This window comes from Calothrix anomala FACHB-343, assembly GCF_014696435.1.
Lineage (GTDB): Bacteria > Cyanobacteriota > Cyanobacteriia > Cyanobacteriales > Nostocaceae > Aulosira > Aulosira anomala_A.
Genome location: NZ_JACJQG010000014.1, coordinates 57227 through 71812, shown reverse-complemented (window position 1 = coordinate 71812; position 14586 = coordinate 57227). Strand labels below are relative to the sequence as shown.

Sequence of the window (14586 nt, the reverse complement as noted above, 5' to 3'; positions counted from 1 at the left end):
TACACAAACAAAGCCTGCCTCCGCAGGCTTCGTCTTTATAGCCCCAGGCTTCCAGCCTGCGGGCGTTTTAAAAACTTGGATGCACCCATGAGAGACTTTAGCAGAAAGTGGCAAGATGAAAATAGTGTAAAGATTTTTATCAACTTTATAACTGTAATTTTTAAATCAACTGGCTGTGGATTGTTTGGTAAATGGAATACAAATTTAGCTTTATATAAATCAAATGGGGATAAGAGTATAAGAAGAAATGATGAAATAATATTGGCTTGTTTGCGAAAAATTAAATAAGAGTTGTGTAGACTACCAAAGTTATGATGATTTATTTCCAGTTTTTGATTTAATTAATAGTTGGTTTAGAGTAAAGATAAAACCTCACTCATCAAAATGGCAAAGTTTGTATGTGGAAAACTGTGTTGTTTACGCTCATCTTCATGATTGCGTCGGTGCTGCTGATTGCGGAAGCGACTTTGGCGACGCCTTGGTTGGAAGGTAATTCCTGGTTAGCTGAGAATGCTGTAAATACAGTTTCGCCGGAGGTAACGCGATCGCTTGAATTACCTCTAGTACAAGTTGAAGCATCTTTAAGCGATAACTAAGAATACATCTTTCCTACCCCCTTTGTAATCTAGATGCGGGGGTAAGCCGTGGCGATGAAGTAGTTGTAAATCAACCAGATGTATGTGGAGTGGATGTACCTAATCGCTTCTAGGGTTGATCAATTTCCAAATTTTCACATCATCTGGTTGCAGATTAGCAATAAGGGAATGGGCGGTTAATGGGCGGGGAATGGGGGCGAATGGGCGGGGAAACCCCGCCCCTACAGGGTGTATTTGTTACATTGTTGTTTTTAGGCGTTACATTAACAATGTAAGGCGATGCATTAACAATGTAAGGCGTTACATTAACAATGTAAGGCGATGCATTAACAATGTAAGGCGTTACATTAACAATGTAAGGCGATGCATTAACAATGTAAGGCGTTACATTAACAATGTAAGGCGATGCATTAACAATGTAAGGCGTTACATTAACAATGTAAGGTGTTACATTAACAATGTAAGGTGATGCGTAGACATCGCAAAGGAAACCCCCAAACATCAGTTCACAGTCAACCGTCAACCGTCAACCGTCAACCTTAACTCAATTGAGCGACAAGTTGATTTTCTAATACGGTGTCGTTGGTTAATAAGTCTTCAACGGTGATCCGCAGAAAGCGTTGTTCGTCAACTTGAAATTGAATTTTAATGCGATCGCTTCCGGGAAATCCTGGGGGTGATAGTTGGGCGATGCTTCGCGCACCTTCTTTATCGTTCAAGGGTTTGACGCTAGTTGCGCCAGTATCGAGACGCCGGGTAATTAAGCGATCGCCATCGAAATAAACTTCTGTACCGCCTGTTTCTGCACCTAATTCGCCCATGATTAACTCGATGCTGGGCTGATTTTCTAAGGATGCGCCTAAAACTAATTCTACTGGTTGGCTCATGGGATAAGCTTGTCCGGCTTTAATAATCGGATGCCAACTGTGGCGTTGATTGCGTCTATCCCAGTAGCGCACGCCATAGCTATGATAAAGAAAGTCTTTGATTTCGATTCCCTGGGTAATTTGTAATGCACCTTGGGCGATCGCTTCAAAGGGACGTTCGCAGCGAATTTTCTCGGTGTCAAAATATTGTTTTACCCATGTCTGCACCGCAGGTAACTGCACTGTACCGCCAACTAACAACACGGCGTTAATATCAGCCAGTTCAATTCCCTGTCTTCTCGCTTGCTGTAACAGACTCGTCATCGACTCATCAAGTCTGTCAAAAAATGCATGTTCTCTGAGAATAGTTTCTAAAGTCTCGCGATTAAGTTCGAGTTCGTAACTTTCAAAACTTTCATCGTCAAAATACACTTCACTGGCTTGGGTTTGCGTTGACAGTTGAATTTTGACTCGTTCTGCTAGTCTGGTAGTTAAAGGACTTACGGCTAAATCTTGCGTTTTGGCGAAATAATCGACAATCCAAGTATCAATATCCGTTCCGCCTAAATTTTGTCCGGCTTTTGCAAGTACGCGGGCGGTTTTGACTTTTTGCTTGGAATCTTCCGCTAAGGATTTATTACCCCACTTCAATAAAAATCCCACTGGCTTAGTATTAGCTTGGGCGCTACGATCCAACCTTACCAAAGATAAATCTAAAGTACCGCCGCCAAAATCAATGACTAAGAGAATGTCTTTATCGCCTAAACCATAACCTAAAGCTGCGGCTGTCGGTTCATCGATCATCCGCACTTGTTCTACAGGAAGGGCTTGACAAACTTGCCCTAACCAGTGACGGTAAGTTTCAAAACTATCTACAGGTACGGTTAAAACTAGAGAATCTAAACCGCCTTGTAAAGGTGCTAATTCTGCAATTACCTGATTGAGAAACCAGTTACCGACTTTTTCAAAGGTGACGATTTCTCCGTCTAATTCCGGTAAGAAACCTTGAATATCTGCACCAATACCACGTTTAAAACTGCGGAAAAAACGCGATTCGCCTTTTAAGTCAAAACCGCGATCGCGTACTTGTTGCCCTACTAATACTTTACCTTGGCTGGCGTCTTCCACATACACCAAGCTGGGAATTAAGGGCGGATTGAGACTTTGTTGTATTGATAAACCAGGGAGACTAAGGGTTTCTGGCTGCTGGGTGACTGGGTTCCAACGAGCAATGACTGTGTTGCTAGTACCAAAATCGATTGCGATCGCCATATTTTATATATTATTACTTCGCGCCAAGACCAGGACAATTCCCGGTGAAACTGTCCTGTGAACAAACTACTCATTTGAGATTATTCTCTATTAGCCACCATGAGCGCAAATTCGCGATCGCTGCTTCTTTGTGTTTGGCTTCTACTTCGATCCAAGGTGCTTGATAATAAACAGTAGGCATAGCGGATATCATATCGCTGTGCTTTCTATCTCTAAAAGCTGTTTCACCGTTGGAAATATGGACTAATTGCCAATCTGGATTTTCCCAGGTTTCTCTAGCAGCGTAAAACATCTCCGCCACGCTAGGATCGTCGTAACTATCGAGATTTTCGTGACAAACATGATGATGCGCATCAAAAACCATTGGTACGCCAGCTTGCTGACAAACTGTTAAAATCTCCCTAGCGCTGTAGGCGTATTCGTCATTTTCAAAGGTAAGGCGGCTTTTAATGGCTTCTGGTAATTCCGAGATTACCTTTACCAGTTGTTCTATCCGTTGCGATTTACCGCCATGAATATTCATCAACGAAAAAGGCGATCGCGGTAAGTTTAATAAATCTAACGTGCGGGCATGTCGTTCTAAAATTTTGATACTGGTTTGTAAGACTTGCGGTGAATCAGAACTCAGCACCACAAATTGATCGGGATGCAGCACCATGCGAATATTTAAAGATTGTGCGCGATCGCCAATTTTGCCTAAATCAGCGCTCATTTCTTCTAAAATCTGCGCGCCAATTTCATCTTCCATATCGCTAAGAGGAAACAACGCCGAAGACATGCGATACAAACGGATATTATTACTCTCGCAAAAAGATAATGCATCATGCAAGCGCTGCAAATTATTTTGATACAGTTCTCTCAGCGCGTTTTTTTGTTCTTCCTTTGTCAGTTTTAAATAGCGCGTGCGCGTCATCGTCCGAAACCGCACTTGTTTATCAAAGGTAATGCAAACCAGCCCTAACTCTGGTACAAAACCTTGTGCTTGGGAAAAATGCGGTAAATTTTGGTACTGGATTGCAGTCATTGATGTCATTGCTCAAATCTTGGCGCTTCTTTGATTTAACTAAGTTCTGTCTTCAGGCGCTCAGTATCTAAAGACAGAACTCTGGAATTTGAGAGATGAAGACAGCAAGCAACAGCTATTTATATCTCAATACCTTTCAGTTAGCGTCAAAAACTTGAAACCGCGTAGGTTGGGGAGCCACTGCGTTGGACGGGTTTCCCGGCTTGAAGCAAGTGGCGTTTGAGGAACGAAACCCAACATTTTCGGCGATTTGTTGGGTTTCACTTCGTTCAACCCAACCTACATTTATCTGAAATTTGAGAGATGAAGATAGTACACAACAGCTATCTATATTTTGTGTACTTGCTGCATCGTTAATTTTTTCTCTGACACATCTATCTGTTGAGGCATGTTTTATCAAGAAATTTAAATTTTTATATAGCTATTGTATAGATATTGTAATAATTTTACACCCTTCCAGCCTTGACAAGCCTGACGACTCAAGTATTTACCCCATTTCCGCCATAAAAACGCCATGAGGAGGAATGTCAAAGATTGGATATGTATCTTTTGACAGTTTAGTCAATAGCCTGAAATATTTATTAATATAAATATAGATTCACCGTTCAGGTGAAACCACAAATTCTTCACCAACGGAGTAGAAGAACATGGAAGAGCAAAAGACATCAGACTCTAAAGATGCTCTAGGATACTTTAAGAATGGAATTTGGCTATTTGGCCTTTCATCTTGGGTATTTGGAATTACCGATCGCAGTATTGCATCCTTTGCGGATGGTTATTTATCAGCTTTAGATTTAACGCAACTATTTACAGCTGCGACATTTTTTGTAGCTTGGCTATTTTTAAAGCCAGTATCTAAAGCTTGATTGTCTAATTAGTAATTCTGTAGCACTTCAGTGCTTGAGAAAAGGTAGAACTGAATATTATTGGCTGATTTACACAAAAATCACAAGGTGCGTTATGTGAGAGAGAACACTTTTTACCATCATCGGTATGTCAATCAAAGATGGCGGTTAGGGCGAATAAACAACAAGCAAATACAGTTATATTTATCAATATAGGGGTAATTCTCAAAGGTTGTAGAATTACCCCTATTTTTAATTGAATTATTTATATAAATTCTTTGCTGAGATGCAGGTAATTTGAATATATGAACCGCCAAGACGCCAAGTACGCCAAGGAAATACAAATTAAGTCAATGTAGGGTGTGTTGTCGCGCAGCGCAACGCACCGACGCACCATCAAGATTAAAGTACGTACCCTCAGCAATAACAAACCCTACCACATCCCTTATCGTATATAAATCGTCACATTTAGTAGAAACTTTTACCCAAATACATCTGTCTGGTGATATAAAGTATCCAAATACTATCAATGAATCCTTCTGCTCAAGGTATCCCCGGATTACCCGATTTAACGCATCCCCAAGAGCTGATACAATTTGGTACGCAAGCCCTTAAAGGTTCGCTCTTAATTGTATTTTTAGTCATAGCCTTAGGAATAGCGATCGCGCTTATCAGTTTCTCCTTACGCCGACATCCCACAGCACAAACAGTTTTCTTCAATGAATGGGCGATTAATTACGCACAAATTCTCAAGGGACTACAGCATTTAGCCTTAATTATCATATTGTTAATTCCCGGATTTTTTCTCTGTTCCACATTAAGCAATCGTTACCATCATTGGGAACAAGCCAGAGTTGCACAAGTTGCAGAAACAGTTGCTGGCGATAAACTAGAACAAACAGCGCCACAAATACGCTACGTAGTCAAAGAACCATACAGTTATACAACTACAGTTAAAGATAAAATAGTTAAAGTTAACGATACGCAACAAGTAAATCGCTATTTAACATTAGCTGGATCGCAAATTCAAGTAAAGCTAAATCAAGATGTAGATGTTAAAGGACGCAGTTCTATTTATAAAGTAGATTACACTGCGGAATATAAAGTAAATAATCCACTCACAGATATTAATAGCTTTTTCTTTGAAGCACCACCGCCCAATGGTTACTCATTACTAGCTAGATATAAAGTAGAGCGAGACGGAACGCAATTACCACAAAAAAATCCTGGCGATTATGGTTTTCCCTTTCGTTTAGAACCTGGTGCAGAAACAACCTTAAAAGTTACCTATCAAGCCCAAGGGGGGCCGCGTTGGGTTTATAATGCTTCTGGACAGTTACTATCTAAATTTCGCTTAACTACAATTGCCGACTTTAGCCCAGTTGATTTTGCTAGTGGTATTGCCCCTAATAATAAAAAAACAGAAAAAGGTAGCACTGCATTTACTTGGATATTTGATGATAATGTATCTGTAAAAAATCCCTTTGGCGTATTTACCAACACTGAACCAGTTCGCAATACAGGGATTATCCCGCGTTTATTATTGTTAGCACCAGCCGTATTTATCTGGTGGATTATCTTACTTTATTTATCGCTACCAATGAGCTTAAAAAATGTAGCGATCGCCGCCGGAATATTCTTTGCTTGTATATTGACTCTCACCTATTTAGGACGCTTAATTAGTCCTGTGTTAGTTTGGACAATGATTTCCCTCATCTTACTCAGCTTAATGTGGGGATTGGGAGGAAACCGTCGTGCTTCTCTAGCTGCGATCCTATGTACAATTGCTGGATCTGTCATACCAGTATTGGGATTATTAGTACCATATAGCGGACTGACACTCAGCCTAGCTGGGCTACTTTCAGCCGTTTGGCTAGCAGTCAGACATTGGTATAGTTGGCAAACTGTAACAACAGAGCATTGACAAGTATCTGTTAAATAAATAACATTCGGCTATCGCTGTAATTTTCATAAATTAGTAGTCAGGATTAAATTACTGGCTACTAATTTATCTATTCTTTATGTAAAAAAATAAAATGTTTGCCAGAATTCGCCGTTTATTCAATCAAATATTTCGTAAATCAAGAACAATCAATAACCAACCGCTAAATACAGTCAGTTTGATTGTCATTATCTTGATTGATATTTTTATCTTAGTTAATGTTTTCACAGGTTTAGATGATATCAGTAGATGGCATCTCAGCCCCGCTCAAACTTACCCATGTTATTCAGAATGGCAAAATTACCGCACGAAAACTAATCAAAGTAAAGACTATGAAATTATTCGTGCAGCATTACCATCCAATTTAAATCAGCCGAGTTTTCAGCAAACATATCAACAAGCTGAAACCGGACATTTAGGTAAAGTATCTCCGACTTGCTTACAGTACGCTGATGTCAAAGATAAAGTTAAAAATGCTGCCAATCAGCAAATTATTAAAACTATCGATGGACAGCAAAATAAAATCAGTAATCTAGAGCAGAAAAATCGTAACATTCGCGCTCAATATGACTCGACGCTATTAGATAAAATTGCCGGACAGTCTCCTTCACAATCAATTAATCAAATATCTGCGGAAAAAGCCAAACAGAATTTAGATGAAAATAACCGCCAAATTGCAACGCTGAAATCTGAAATTACTAATCTCAAAAATCAATTATTAGCGAAAGCAGAGAGTGTTAGTTATCTAGCTTTCCTCAAAGATGAAAATAAATTTGCTGAAGTTGAAAAAGGCTACAAACAAGCAGCATTTTGGTATCCTAGCATTCAACTAAGTTTCCAATCTTTCTTTTTACTGCCACTAATTCTGATTGCGTTCTTAGTTCACAGCTATGCACAACGCCGTCGATATGGATTGATTGCTTTAATTAGCTGGCATTTATTAATTATCTTTTTTATTCCCCTAATTCTCAAGATATTTGAATTTCTGCAAGTAGGTGCATTATTTACATTCCTGTTTGATGTCATTAACGCGATTTTTGGCGGCTTATTATTCCTCATCAGTTACATTTACATCTTGTTGATTCCCTTGGTGGGATTTCTCATCATCAAGTTCTTTCAGCAATTTGTTTTCAACCCCAAATTACAAGCAGCCAATCGAGTCCAAAACTCGCGCTGTATCAACTGCGCTAAAAAAATTCGCCGAAGCGATCGCCATTGTCCCCACTGCGGTTATTATCAATATATGGAGTGCCCAAATTGTCACGAGTTGACCTACAAACATTTACCACATTGTAAACATTGCGGTCACGTGCAAGATTTAAGTAATTTGTAATTCTTTCGTCTACCCGAATTAACGCCCGCAGGAACCAGTAGCCTGGGGCTAACATTACGAAGCCCACGCAGGTGGGCTTTGTTCAATTAGCCGCACCCTTGTAGGGTGACGGCGGAATTTCGGGATCAGCGAGGGATATTACCCCTTTGTATTGAATTTTGAAATATTCTAAAGCGGCTTTTGCGTAGGTACGCCAACAGCGCGAGGGAAAATAGCAGGGGTGGCGGCTATTTTCCGCAAGTACACACAATGGCGAATGCTTTGACTCAAAGGCGTGGTAAATTGCGCGATCGCTTCTACCTTACCACCCAACTGAGCCACTGCTTTTTTTAAAGCTGCAGTTTCTTCCTCAGTCCAATTACCACGATAAATCACCGCTAAACCACCGCGCTTCAGCAATGGTAAAGTATATTCCGCACAAGCAGATGGCGATCCGACAGCACGAATTACAGCCACATCATAACTTTGGCGATGCTGAATTTCCTGGCCGATTTCTTCGACTCTCCCCACCAGAGTTTTGGCATTATCTAAAGCCAGTTCAGTCAAGACTTTGTCAATAAAATTAATCTTCTTCCGCGTCGAATCTAATAGTGTAACTTGCCAATTAGGCGATGCGATCGCTATGGGAATTCCCGGAAACCCTGCACCTGTACCAATATCAATTACAGATGCACCCTCATCAAGAGACGAAATAAATTGCTGTTCTAAAACAATTCCCCGCAGCGAATCCCATAAATGCTTTTCCCAAAACTCCTGCGATTCAGTAATGCGAGTTAAATTTAACTGACGATTCCCTTCGAGAATTAATTCATAAAGCTGCTGAAATTTTAATTGCTGCTGCGCGCTAGGTTGCCAATTTAGAGTTTCTTGCCAGATTTCTAGGAAATTGTCATTTGTCATTTGTCATTGGTCATTTGTCATTGGTCATTAGTTAACAGTCAACTGTCAACAGTCAACTGTCAACAGTCAACCAATTACACCGCAGGTTGTGGTTCTTGCACTTTCGCCTTCAATACCATCGGATCGACTGATTTTAATTCACCATGATTCAGCGTCCAACAACAATCTGCGATCGCTAACATATCCCCCGCATCATGGGTGACTACTAACAAAGTCCAATCTTGTTTTAGTTTCGCTAATAAGTTTACCAACTGACGACGCATTGACCAATCCAAGCCGGCTGTCGGTTCATCGAGTAACAGTAAATTTGGCTGGCGAATTAACTGCACCGCCAAAGCTAAACGTCGCTGTTGTCCCCCACTCAAGGCATGAGGTTGTGTAGATAGCGATAAATGCTCTAATCCTACCTCACTCAGCGCATCTCTCACTCGCTCTGAGCCTAATTCGGGATGCCCTAAGCGTAATTCTTCTAAAATCGAACCACCACAGAAATGTCGTTCGGGAAACTGAAAGACTAACCCCGCCAATTGTTGCAACTGTTCAGCAATCAATTCTTGTTCGCGCCAAAAGACTGCGCCAGAAGTAGGTTCAGCTAATCCAGATAAAATTTCTAATAAAGTACTTTTACCAGAACCACTAGGCCCAATAATCAAACCTAGCTGTTGCGGTGCTAATTCTAAGTTAATTGTTTTCAGAATCGCTTTTGGGCAGGCTGTGGGATGATAAACCAGATTTCTAAGATAGAGCATTTGTTAAAATTACCAAAGAGTTGCCGAATATACTGAATCAACTAGGCTTAACTACAACAAGAGCATTCAGGAAATTCTCAAAAATTCCGCAAAAATTTATAAGTCTAACCTGCTTTCCAACCTTAATCTAACAGCTAGAATCCTTGATTGAAACCGGCGAGACACTTAATCCTTTGATGAGTGGAAAAGCACAGCACCCCAACGCTTTAAGCTTTGAGCTTTAAACTTTAGGCTTGAATAATTCATTCCCCATGCCCAATGCCCCATGCCCAATGCCCAACTTTTACATTGTGCCAGACTTACGCCCAAGCAATGGTTACAAGCGATAGGGAACCTGTAACAATTACCAAAGTCGATGTCTGTAGGCAATTTTGACTAAAAAAGGCAGTCTTGATGAAACAATTTTCATCGCCATGTATGAAAGGAGATCAAGGAAGATAAGGGAGAAATCAATCTTTCAAGCTAGCCATCAAGGAAAAAATTACACAACCAAGCATGAAAATCTCTCTTAAGAGTCAACAGTCAACAGTCAACAGTCAACAGTCAACAGTCAACGCTATTTGCAATTATTCTGAGGGTGACAATGACTAAATGGTTTTCGGCTCCTCAATCAATTATGCTGGCGAGAATCACCAGCCTAGCTCAAGCAACTTTCAGCGCCGCGATCGCATTTCATCTGGCAATGAATCCGGCTTTTGCTGGCGATCCCTTCCGCGATAATAACCCTCGCGCCATTGGTGACAAAACAGAAGCAGCTTTTAGAGCAGTTTTTCAAAAAGGTAACTATCCTGAAGCGGAAAATTACCTCAAACAAGCCCTAGCCAGCGAACCTAACGAACCCTTAGCCTATGCTATGCGGGCATCTTTAGCTTATACCAATAACGATGTAGCTACATTAGCTACATACAGCACCAAAACCCTGGAAGCTGGACAAAAATTAATTGCCACCGATCCATTACGCGGTAATTTATACACAGCCGTTGGCACTTTTTTAGAGGGAGCAGTAATTATTACCCGTGAAGGTGCAGGTGGTGCAGCTCAAGCTTTAGGTAAGCTGCGACAAGTCTATCAATATTTAGATAAAGCCGAAGCCATTTCCGCCAACGATCCAGAATTGAACCTCATTAAAGGCTATATGGATTTACTTCTAGCAGTAAATCTCCCATTTACTAACCCAGACGAAGCCATTCAACGCCTAGAAAAAAATGCTGCACCCCAGTATTTAGTAGATCGGGGTATCGCCATTGCTTACCGTGACTTAAAAAATTACTCCCAAGCCTTAGATTATGCTAACCGGGCGGTAAAAGCCACAGCAGATAATCCAGAGGTATATTATCTAAAAGCGCAAATTCTCCACGAACAAGGGAGACAACAAAACAGTCGCCAACTACTCCAAGATGCGATCGCCAATTTTGACATAGCCTTAAGCAAAAAATCCCAACTCCCCGCCGATTTAGTCAAACAAATCCAATCCGAACGCAGCCGCGCTAACGATACCCTCAAAAGTTTGGGTTAGTCATTTGTCAGTTGTCATTTGTCATTTGTTCCCCTTATCCTCCTTGTCCCCCTTCCCTAGCCCCTAGCCCCTAGCTCCTAGTCCCTACCCCATGCCCCTCACCTGCTATGCTTATTTTCAGATGATGGAGATATATACCAAAAATGCACATTCAGTTTCGCGAATTTAATCCTTTTGATGTTTGGATTTGGCTAAGATTCACCACTATTCCCTCAGCGAGGGAAAGACAATATGTAGAAGAAGTGTTCAATTCCTGGTTTTACCTGGGTAAATTAGGCGCATTTAACGCCGAAAATCTTCAGGTACAGGAAACCGGGTTAGAAATCAGCTACATGAATTATGACTCCCAAGGTTATGACAAAAGCTTACTGGCGCTAATGCATAACATGGGTGAATTTGAGTATGAAGGTGAGTGGGCGCGTTGCTGGTTTGATTTGGGAACTAGTGATGCGATCGCAATAGATATCTTAATTAACGCCCTCACCCAGCTTAGTGAAGAATATGTGACTATTGAAGCGTTGTATATTGGCGGTGAAAACGAAGATTGGCCCGTCGAAGATAGTGATAGCCGGGCTTACTCTATCTACGATAATTAGTTAATTAAGAGACTAAAATGGGCAAATCAGGGGAAATCAGGGTATTAGCCTTAGGATTGATTCGAGATAGCCAACGTATCTTTGTCTCCGAAGGCTACGACCCTGTAACGCAATCTACATTTTATCGCGCGTTGGGAGGCGGTGTGGACTTTGGCGAGTCTAGCATTTTAGCCTTACAACGAGAATTCCAAGAAGAAATTCAAGCAGAATTAACTAATATTCGCTATTTAGGTTGTTTAGAAAATATTTTTATCTTCAACGGTAGACAAGGACATGAAATCATTCAACTTTATGAATGCGATTTTGTTGACCCTAAATTTTATCAGTTAGATAGTTTAATCTTCTCTGAATCAGAAAACCATCAACATCGCGCAATCTGGATTAACATTGAGCGCTTTACATCAGGCGAATTAAGACTAGTTCCCGCAGAATTTTTCAATTATTTATAGATTAGTCTGCAGTCACACCTCAACTAGCTGCACGATCCCCGACTGATTCAAAAAGCTGGGGATCTGCTACTTTGCATCTTGTGATTTTCATCTCCGTATACACTGAGAAAATATCACTCCAAAAGATACAAACTAATGGTTACAAAAATGTACTTTTTGAACCGAATACCCTTACCTAATTCCAAGTATTATATGAGCTTATATGAGCGCGAACTGAGCAAATAGACTTTTACTAGTACCCCAGATAAATTTTATATTAAGTTTTGTAATAAAAATAACAAATAACCAGATATTTGCCCCCTAAGAACTGATGAATTATCTAGCCTAATCCCCAGGAAATCTGGCTAGAGTAAGAGGAAAACATCGCTTGTACAAATATAAGTCCATCTCAGGATACTATGCATTTTCTTAACTAGGGATTTAGACTTAATATATAAGTTTGGTATGAGGAATATAAGTAATCAATAACTTTAAACTATACCAGCTTTATAATTTCTTTGTTATTTTGTATTTAACTGGACAGTTCTCCAGTGAATGGTGCGTTTAAATAATGATTAGTTGCACTATTTGCTAGCAGCTATCTCGCCAAGTAGCTGGTTGTACTTGCAGTATTTCTATTGCCAAGGACAATATCAAATTACCTAGTTAGAACTTCTAGCTACAATTTCTCTTGCTTATTGGTTCATCTACAACAAAAAAAGTGACTCAGAAATATGATTAAAACAACTAATCAACCTATTATTTTCTCCGCCTTTATTAGCCCCATTAGCAACGCGGAACAACCAAAATTTGATTTATTGCAACCACTACGCCAATGGTTGGATAATCTAGAAATTCAAAACCCAAAATTAGCCAAATTGATTGCTAAACTAATTCCGGCTCAATGTCCCTTTGAGCGTGATGTTGTCGTATTTGGTCGCAAAATTGCCCACATTCCCCCCATGTGCAAGCTCAATCCCCTATACGATCAATTTGTTGGCTTGCGTTTTCGCGCTCTATGCTATTTAGTAGATAAATGTGGAGAAGATATCCAATCTTATTGCTAAAACTAGATAGATAGCCGCATGGAAATTAAAATTGAGCATCAACCAAGTCAAGAACGCCTTCAACAGTTGGGAGTAGCGAACTGGGGTATATGGGAAAAAGAAGTGTCCAAATTCCCTTGGACTTATGATACTCAAGAAACTTGCTACTTCTTGACAGGTGATGTCATTGTGACACCTGATAACGGACAGCCAGTGCAAATGGGTAAAGGAGATTTAGTCACCTTTCCAGCTGGAATGTCCTGTACCTGGGAAATCATCAGCGATGTCAAAAAGCATTATTACTTTGACTAAACAAAAAATATACTACTAGTACCGCAAGCCGGAATTCAAAATTAAGACACAGTAAGCATTTCGCTAATTTTGAAAGGCATGTTTATTTACGCCGTGATGTACTAGCCTTCATCTCCTCACAGATTGAGAACCCACATCTTCTTATCCTAAATACACCATTTCATTAATTTATAGCAACGCCAGAGAAACACTCAGCGTAACTTTGCGCAAACCTCCGCGTGACTCTGCGTTTAAAAAAATTCCCCACTTATACCAAGCAGTACTTAAAATTCATCAATTCTCATTTAAATGATCATCTCCACCTCCCACTCAGGGAGTTCATAATCATGTTAGTGGAAGGCTAATTATTCATGATGCTACTTAGTAGAAAAATGTTTCTTTCCACAGCAATTTTGATGAGGACGTTAATTAAAAATGCTACTACATTTAAGTACCTGGCCTGAAGTTGAAACTTATCTGTTGCAGTCTACAGGTATTATTCTGCCGATAGGTTCCACAGAACAACATGGCCCCACTGGATTAATTGGTACAGATGCTATTTGTGCAGAAGCGATCGCCCGTGGTGTGGGTGAAGCCACTCAAGCAATGGTAGGGCCTACAATCAATGTTGGTATGGCACTACATCACACCGCTTTCCCTGGTACTATAAGTCTGCGTCCCACTACTTTAATTCAAGTAGTACGAGACTATATCACTTGTTTGAGTAAAGCAGGTTTTAGCAAATTCTACTTTATCAACGGACATGGCGGTAACATCGCCACCCTCAAAGCCGCTTTCTCTGAAACCTACGCTTATTTAGAAGACTTGCAAATTCACAATGCACATCAGGTACAATGTCAAGTTGCTAACTGGTTTATGTGCAGTTCAGTATATAAACTCGCTAAAGAATTATATGGCGATCAAGAAGGCTCCCATGCCACCCCTAGCGAAGTAGCTGTTACCCAATTCGTATATCCCGAAGCCATCAAGCAAGCACCCCTCTCACCAGAAGTCGCCAAAGGACACAGAATTTACAGTGCGGCTGATTTTCGCTTGCATTACCCAGATGGACGTATGGGTTCCAATCCCGCCCTAGCTACTCCAGAACATGGTAAGCAGTTTTACGACGCAGCAGTCAAAGAACTCAGTAACAGCTACTTAGAATTTGTCAACGCAGAATAA

15 protein-coding genes are annotated in these 14586 nt (G+C 40.5%); 11 read left to right on the top strand and 4 right to left on the bottom strand.

Annotation, left to right across the window (positions count from 1 at the left end):
• The first annotated feature begins 87 nt into the window (after positions 1-87).
• The gene (locus H6G08_RS10220; RefSeq protein ID WP_190541280.1) at positions 88-288 is read left to right on the top strand and encodes a hypothetical protein; all 201 of its coding nucleotides are present in this window, start codon (positions 88-90) and stop codon (positions 286-288) included.
• A 110-nt stretch (positions 289-398) separates the two neighbouring features.
• Positions 399-596: a hypothetical protein gene (locus H6G08_RS10215; protein WP_190541277.1), complete on the top strand. Its 198-nt coding sequence runs from the start codon at positions 399-401 to the stop codon at positions 594-596.
• Positions 597-1135: 539 nt separating this feature from the next.
• Here H6G08_RS10215 and H6G08_RS10210 read toward each other — a convergent pair.
• Both H6G08_RS10210 and uvsE read right to left on the bottom strand, forming a co-directional pair.
• Positions 1136-2734, bottom strand: a complete 1599-nt coding sequence (locus tag H6G08_RS10210; protein ID WP_190541274.1) for an Hsp70 family protein — start codon at positions 2732-2734, stop codon at positions 1136-1138.
• A gap of 70 nt (positions 2735-2804) precedes the next feature.
• Complete coding sequence (gene uvsE / locus H6G08_RS10205; RefSeq protein WP_190541460.1) at positions 2805-3758, bottom strand: UV DNA damage repair endonuclease UvsE; 954 nt, start codon at positions 3756-3758, stop codon at positions 2805-2807.
• 647 nt (positions 3759-4405) lie between these two features.
• On the opposite strand from uvsE, the gene H6G08_RS10200 reads away from it, so the two are divergent.
• The 3 genes from H6G08_RS10200 to H6G08_RS10190 all read left to right on the top strand — a co-directional run bounded on the left by H6G08_RS10200 (position 4406) and on the right by H6G08_RS10190 (position 7878).
• On the top strand, positions 4406-4624 hold the full coding sequence (locus H6G08_RS10200) for a hypothetical protein (protein ID WP_190541271.1): 219 nt from the start codon (positions 4406-4408) through the stop codon (positions 4622-4624).
• Between the two features lie 508 nt (positions 4625-5132).
• A complete protein-coding gene (locus H6G08_RS10195; RefSeq protein ID WP_190541267.1) occupies positions 5133-6527 on the top strand; it encodes a hypothetical protein in 1395 nt (464 codons plus the stop codon).
• A 112-nt stretch (positions 6528-6639) separates the two neighbouring features.
• A complete protein-coding gene (locus H6G08_RS10190; protein ID WP_190541265.1) occupies positions 6640-7878 on the top strand; it encodes a hypothetical protein in 1239 nt (412 codons plus the stop codon).
• 168 nt (positions 7879-8046) lie between these two features.
• On the opposite strand, the gene rsmG is transcribed toward H6G08_RS10190, so the two are convergent.
• Complete coding sequence (gene rsmG, locus H6G08_RS10185) at positions 8047-8778, bottom strand: 16S rRNA (guanine(527)-N(7))-methyltransferase RsmG (RefSeq protein WP_190541262.1); 732 nt, start codon at positions 8776-8778, stop codon at positions 8047-8049.
• A gap of 74 nt (positions 8779-8852) precedes the next feature.
• A complete protein-coding gene (locus tag H6G08_RS10180) occupies positions 8853-9527 on the bottom strand; it encodes an ABC transporter ATP-binding protein (RefSeq protein WP_190541258.1) in 675 nt (224 codons plus the stop codon).
• Between the two features lie 583 nt (positions 9528-10110).
• Here H6G08_RS10180 and H6G08_RS10175 point away from each other — a divergent pair.
• From H6G08_RS10175 to H6G08_RS10150, 6 genes are all read left to right on the top strand, one after another.
• Positions 10111-11043 carry a Sll0314/Alr1548 family TPR repeat-containing protein gene (locus tag H6G08_RS10175; protein WP_190541255.1) on the top strand — a complete coding sequence of 311 codons (933 nt, stop codon included), beginning with the start codon at positions 10111-10113 and terminating at the stop codon, positions 11041-11043.
• A 143-nt stretch (positions 11044-11186) separates the two neighbouring features.
• Complete coding sequence (locus H6G08_RS10170; RefSeq protein WP_190541252.1) at positions 11187-11639, top strand: DUF3531 family protein; 453 nt, start codon at positions 11187-11189, stop codon at positions 11637-11639.
• 17 nt (positions 11640-11656) lie between these two features.
• Positions 11657-12088 carry an NUDIX hydrolase gene (locus H6G08_RS10165; RefSeq protein WP_190541249.1) on the top strand — a complete coding sequence of 144 codons (432 nt, stop codon included), beginning with the start codon at positions 11657-11659 and terminating at the stop codon, positions 12086-12088.
• A 713-nt stretch (positions 12089-12801) separates the two neighbouring features.
• Positions 12802-13134: a Mo-dependent nitrogenase C-terminal domain-containing protein gene (locus H6G08_RS10160; RefSeq protein WP_190541246.1), complete on the top strand. Its 333-nt coding sequence runs from the start codon at positions 12802-12804 to the stop codon at positions 13132-13134.
• Between the two features lie 18 nt (positions 13135-13152).
• A complete protein-coding gene (locus tag H6G08_RS10155) occupies positions 13153-13425 on the top strand; it encodes a cupin domain-containing protein (RefSeq protein WP_190541243.1) in 273 nt (90 codons plus the stop codon).
• A 414-nt stretch (positions 13426-13839) separates the two neighbouring features.
• A complete protein-coding gene (locus H6G08_RS10150) occupies positions 13840-14586 on the top strand; it encodes a creatininase family protein (protein WP_190541240.1) in 747 nt (248 codons plus the stop codon).

Bases quoted from the DNA above. Each gene is read 5' to 3' on its own strand.
- H6G08_RS10220 (WP_190541280.1), top strand. From the start codon at position 88: ATGAGAGACTTTAGCAGAAAGTGGCAAGATGAAAATAGTGTAAAGATT.
- H6G08_RS10215 (WP_190541277.1), top strand. From the start codon at position 399: ATGTGGAAAACTGTGTTGTTTACGCTCATCTTCATGATTGCGTCGGTG.
- H6G08_RS10210 (WP_190541274.1), bottom strand. From the start codon at position 2,734: ATGGCGATCGCAATCGATTTTGGTACTAGCAACACAGTCATTGCTCGT.
- uvsE (WP_190541460.1), bottom strand. From the start codon at position 3,758: ATGACTGCAATCCAGTACCAAAATTTACCGCATTTTTCCCAAGCACAA.
- H6G08_RS10200 (WP_190541271.1), top strand. From the start codon at position 4,406: ATGGAAGAGCAAAAGACATCAGACTCTAAAGATGCTCTAGGATACTTT.
- H6G08_RS10195 (WP_190541267.1), top strand. From the start codon at position 5,133: ATGAATCCTTCTGCTCAAGGTATCCCCGGATTACCCGATTTAACGCAT.
- H6G08_RS10190 (WP_190541265.1), top strand. From the start codon at position 6,640: ATGTTTGCCAGAATTCGCCGTTTATTCAATCAAATATTTCGTAAATCA.
- rsmG (WP_190541262.1), bottom strand. From the start codon at position 8,778: ATGACAAATGACAATTTCCTAGAAATCTGGCAAGAAACTCTAAATTGG.
- H6G08_RS10180 (WP_190541258.1), bottom strand. From the start codon at position 9,527: ATGCTCTATCTTAGAAATCTGGTTTATCATCCCACAGCCTGCCCAAAA.
- H6G08_RS10175 (WP_190541255.1), top strand. From the start codon at position 10,111: ATGACTAAATGGTTTTCGGCTCCTCAATCAATTATGCTGGCGAGAATC.
- H6G08_RS10170 (WP_190541252.1), top strand. From the start codon at position 11,187: ATGCACATTCAGTTTCGCGAATTTAATCCTTTTGATGTTTGGATTTGG.
- H6G08_RS10165 (WP_190541249.1), top strand. From the start codon at position 11,657: ATGGGCAAATCAGGGGAAATCAGGGTATTAGCCTTAGGATTGATTCGA.
- H6G08_RS10160 (WP_190541246.1), top strand. From the start codon at position 12,802: ATGATTAAAACAACTAATCAACCTATTATTTTCTCCGCCTTTATTAGC.
- H6G08_RS10155 (WP_190541243.1), top strand. From the start codon at position 13,153: ATGGAAATTAAAATTGAGCATCAACCAAGTCAAGAACGCCTTCAACAG.
- H6G08_RS10150 (WP_190541240.1), top strand. From the start codon at position 13,840: ATGCTACTACATTTAAGTACCTGGCCTGAAGTTGAAACTTATCTGTTG.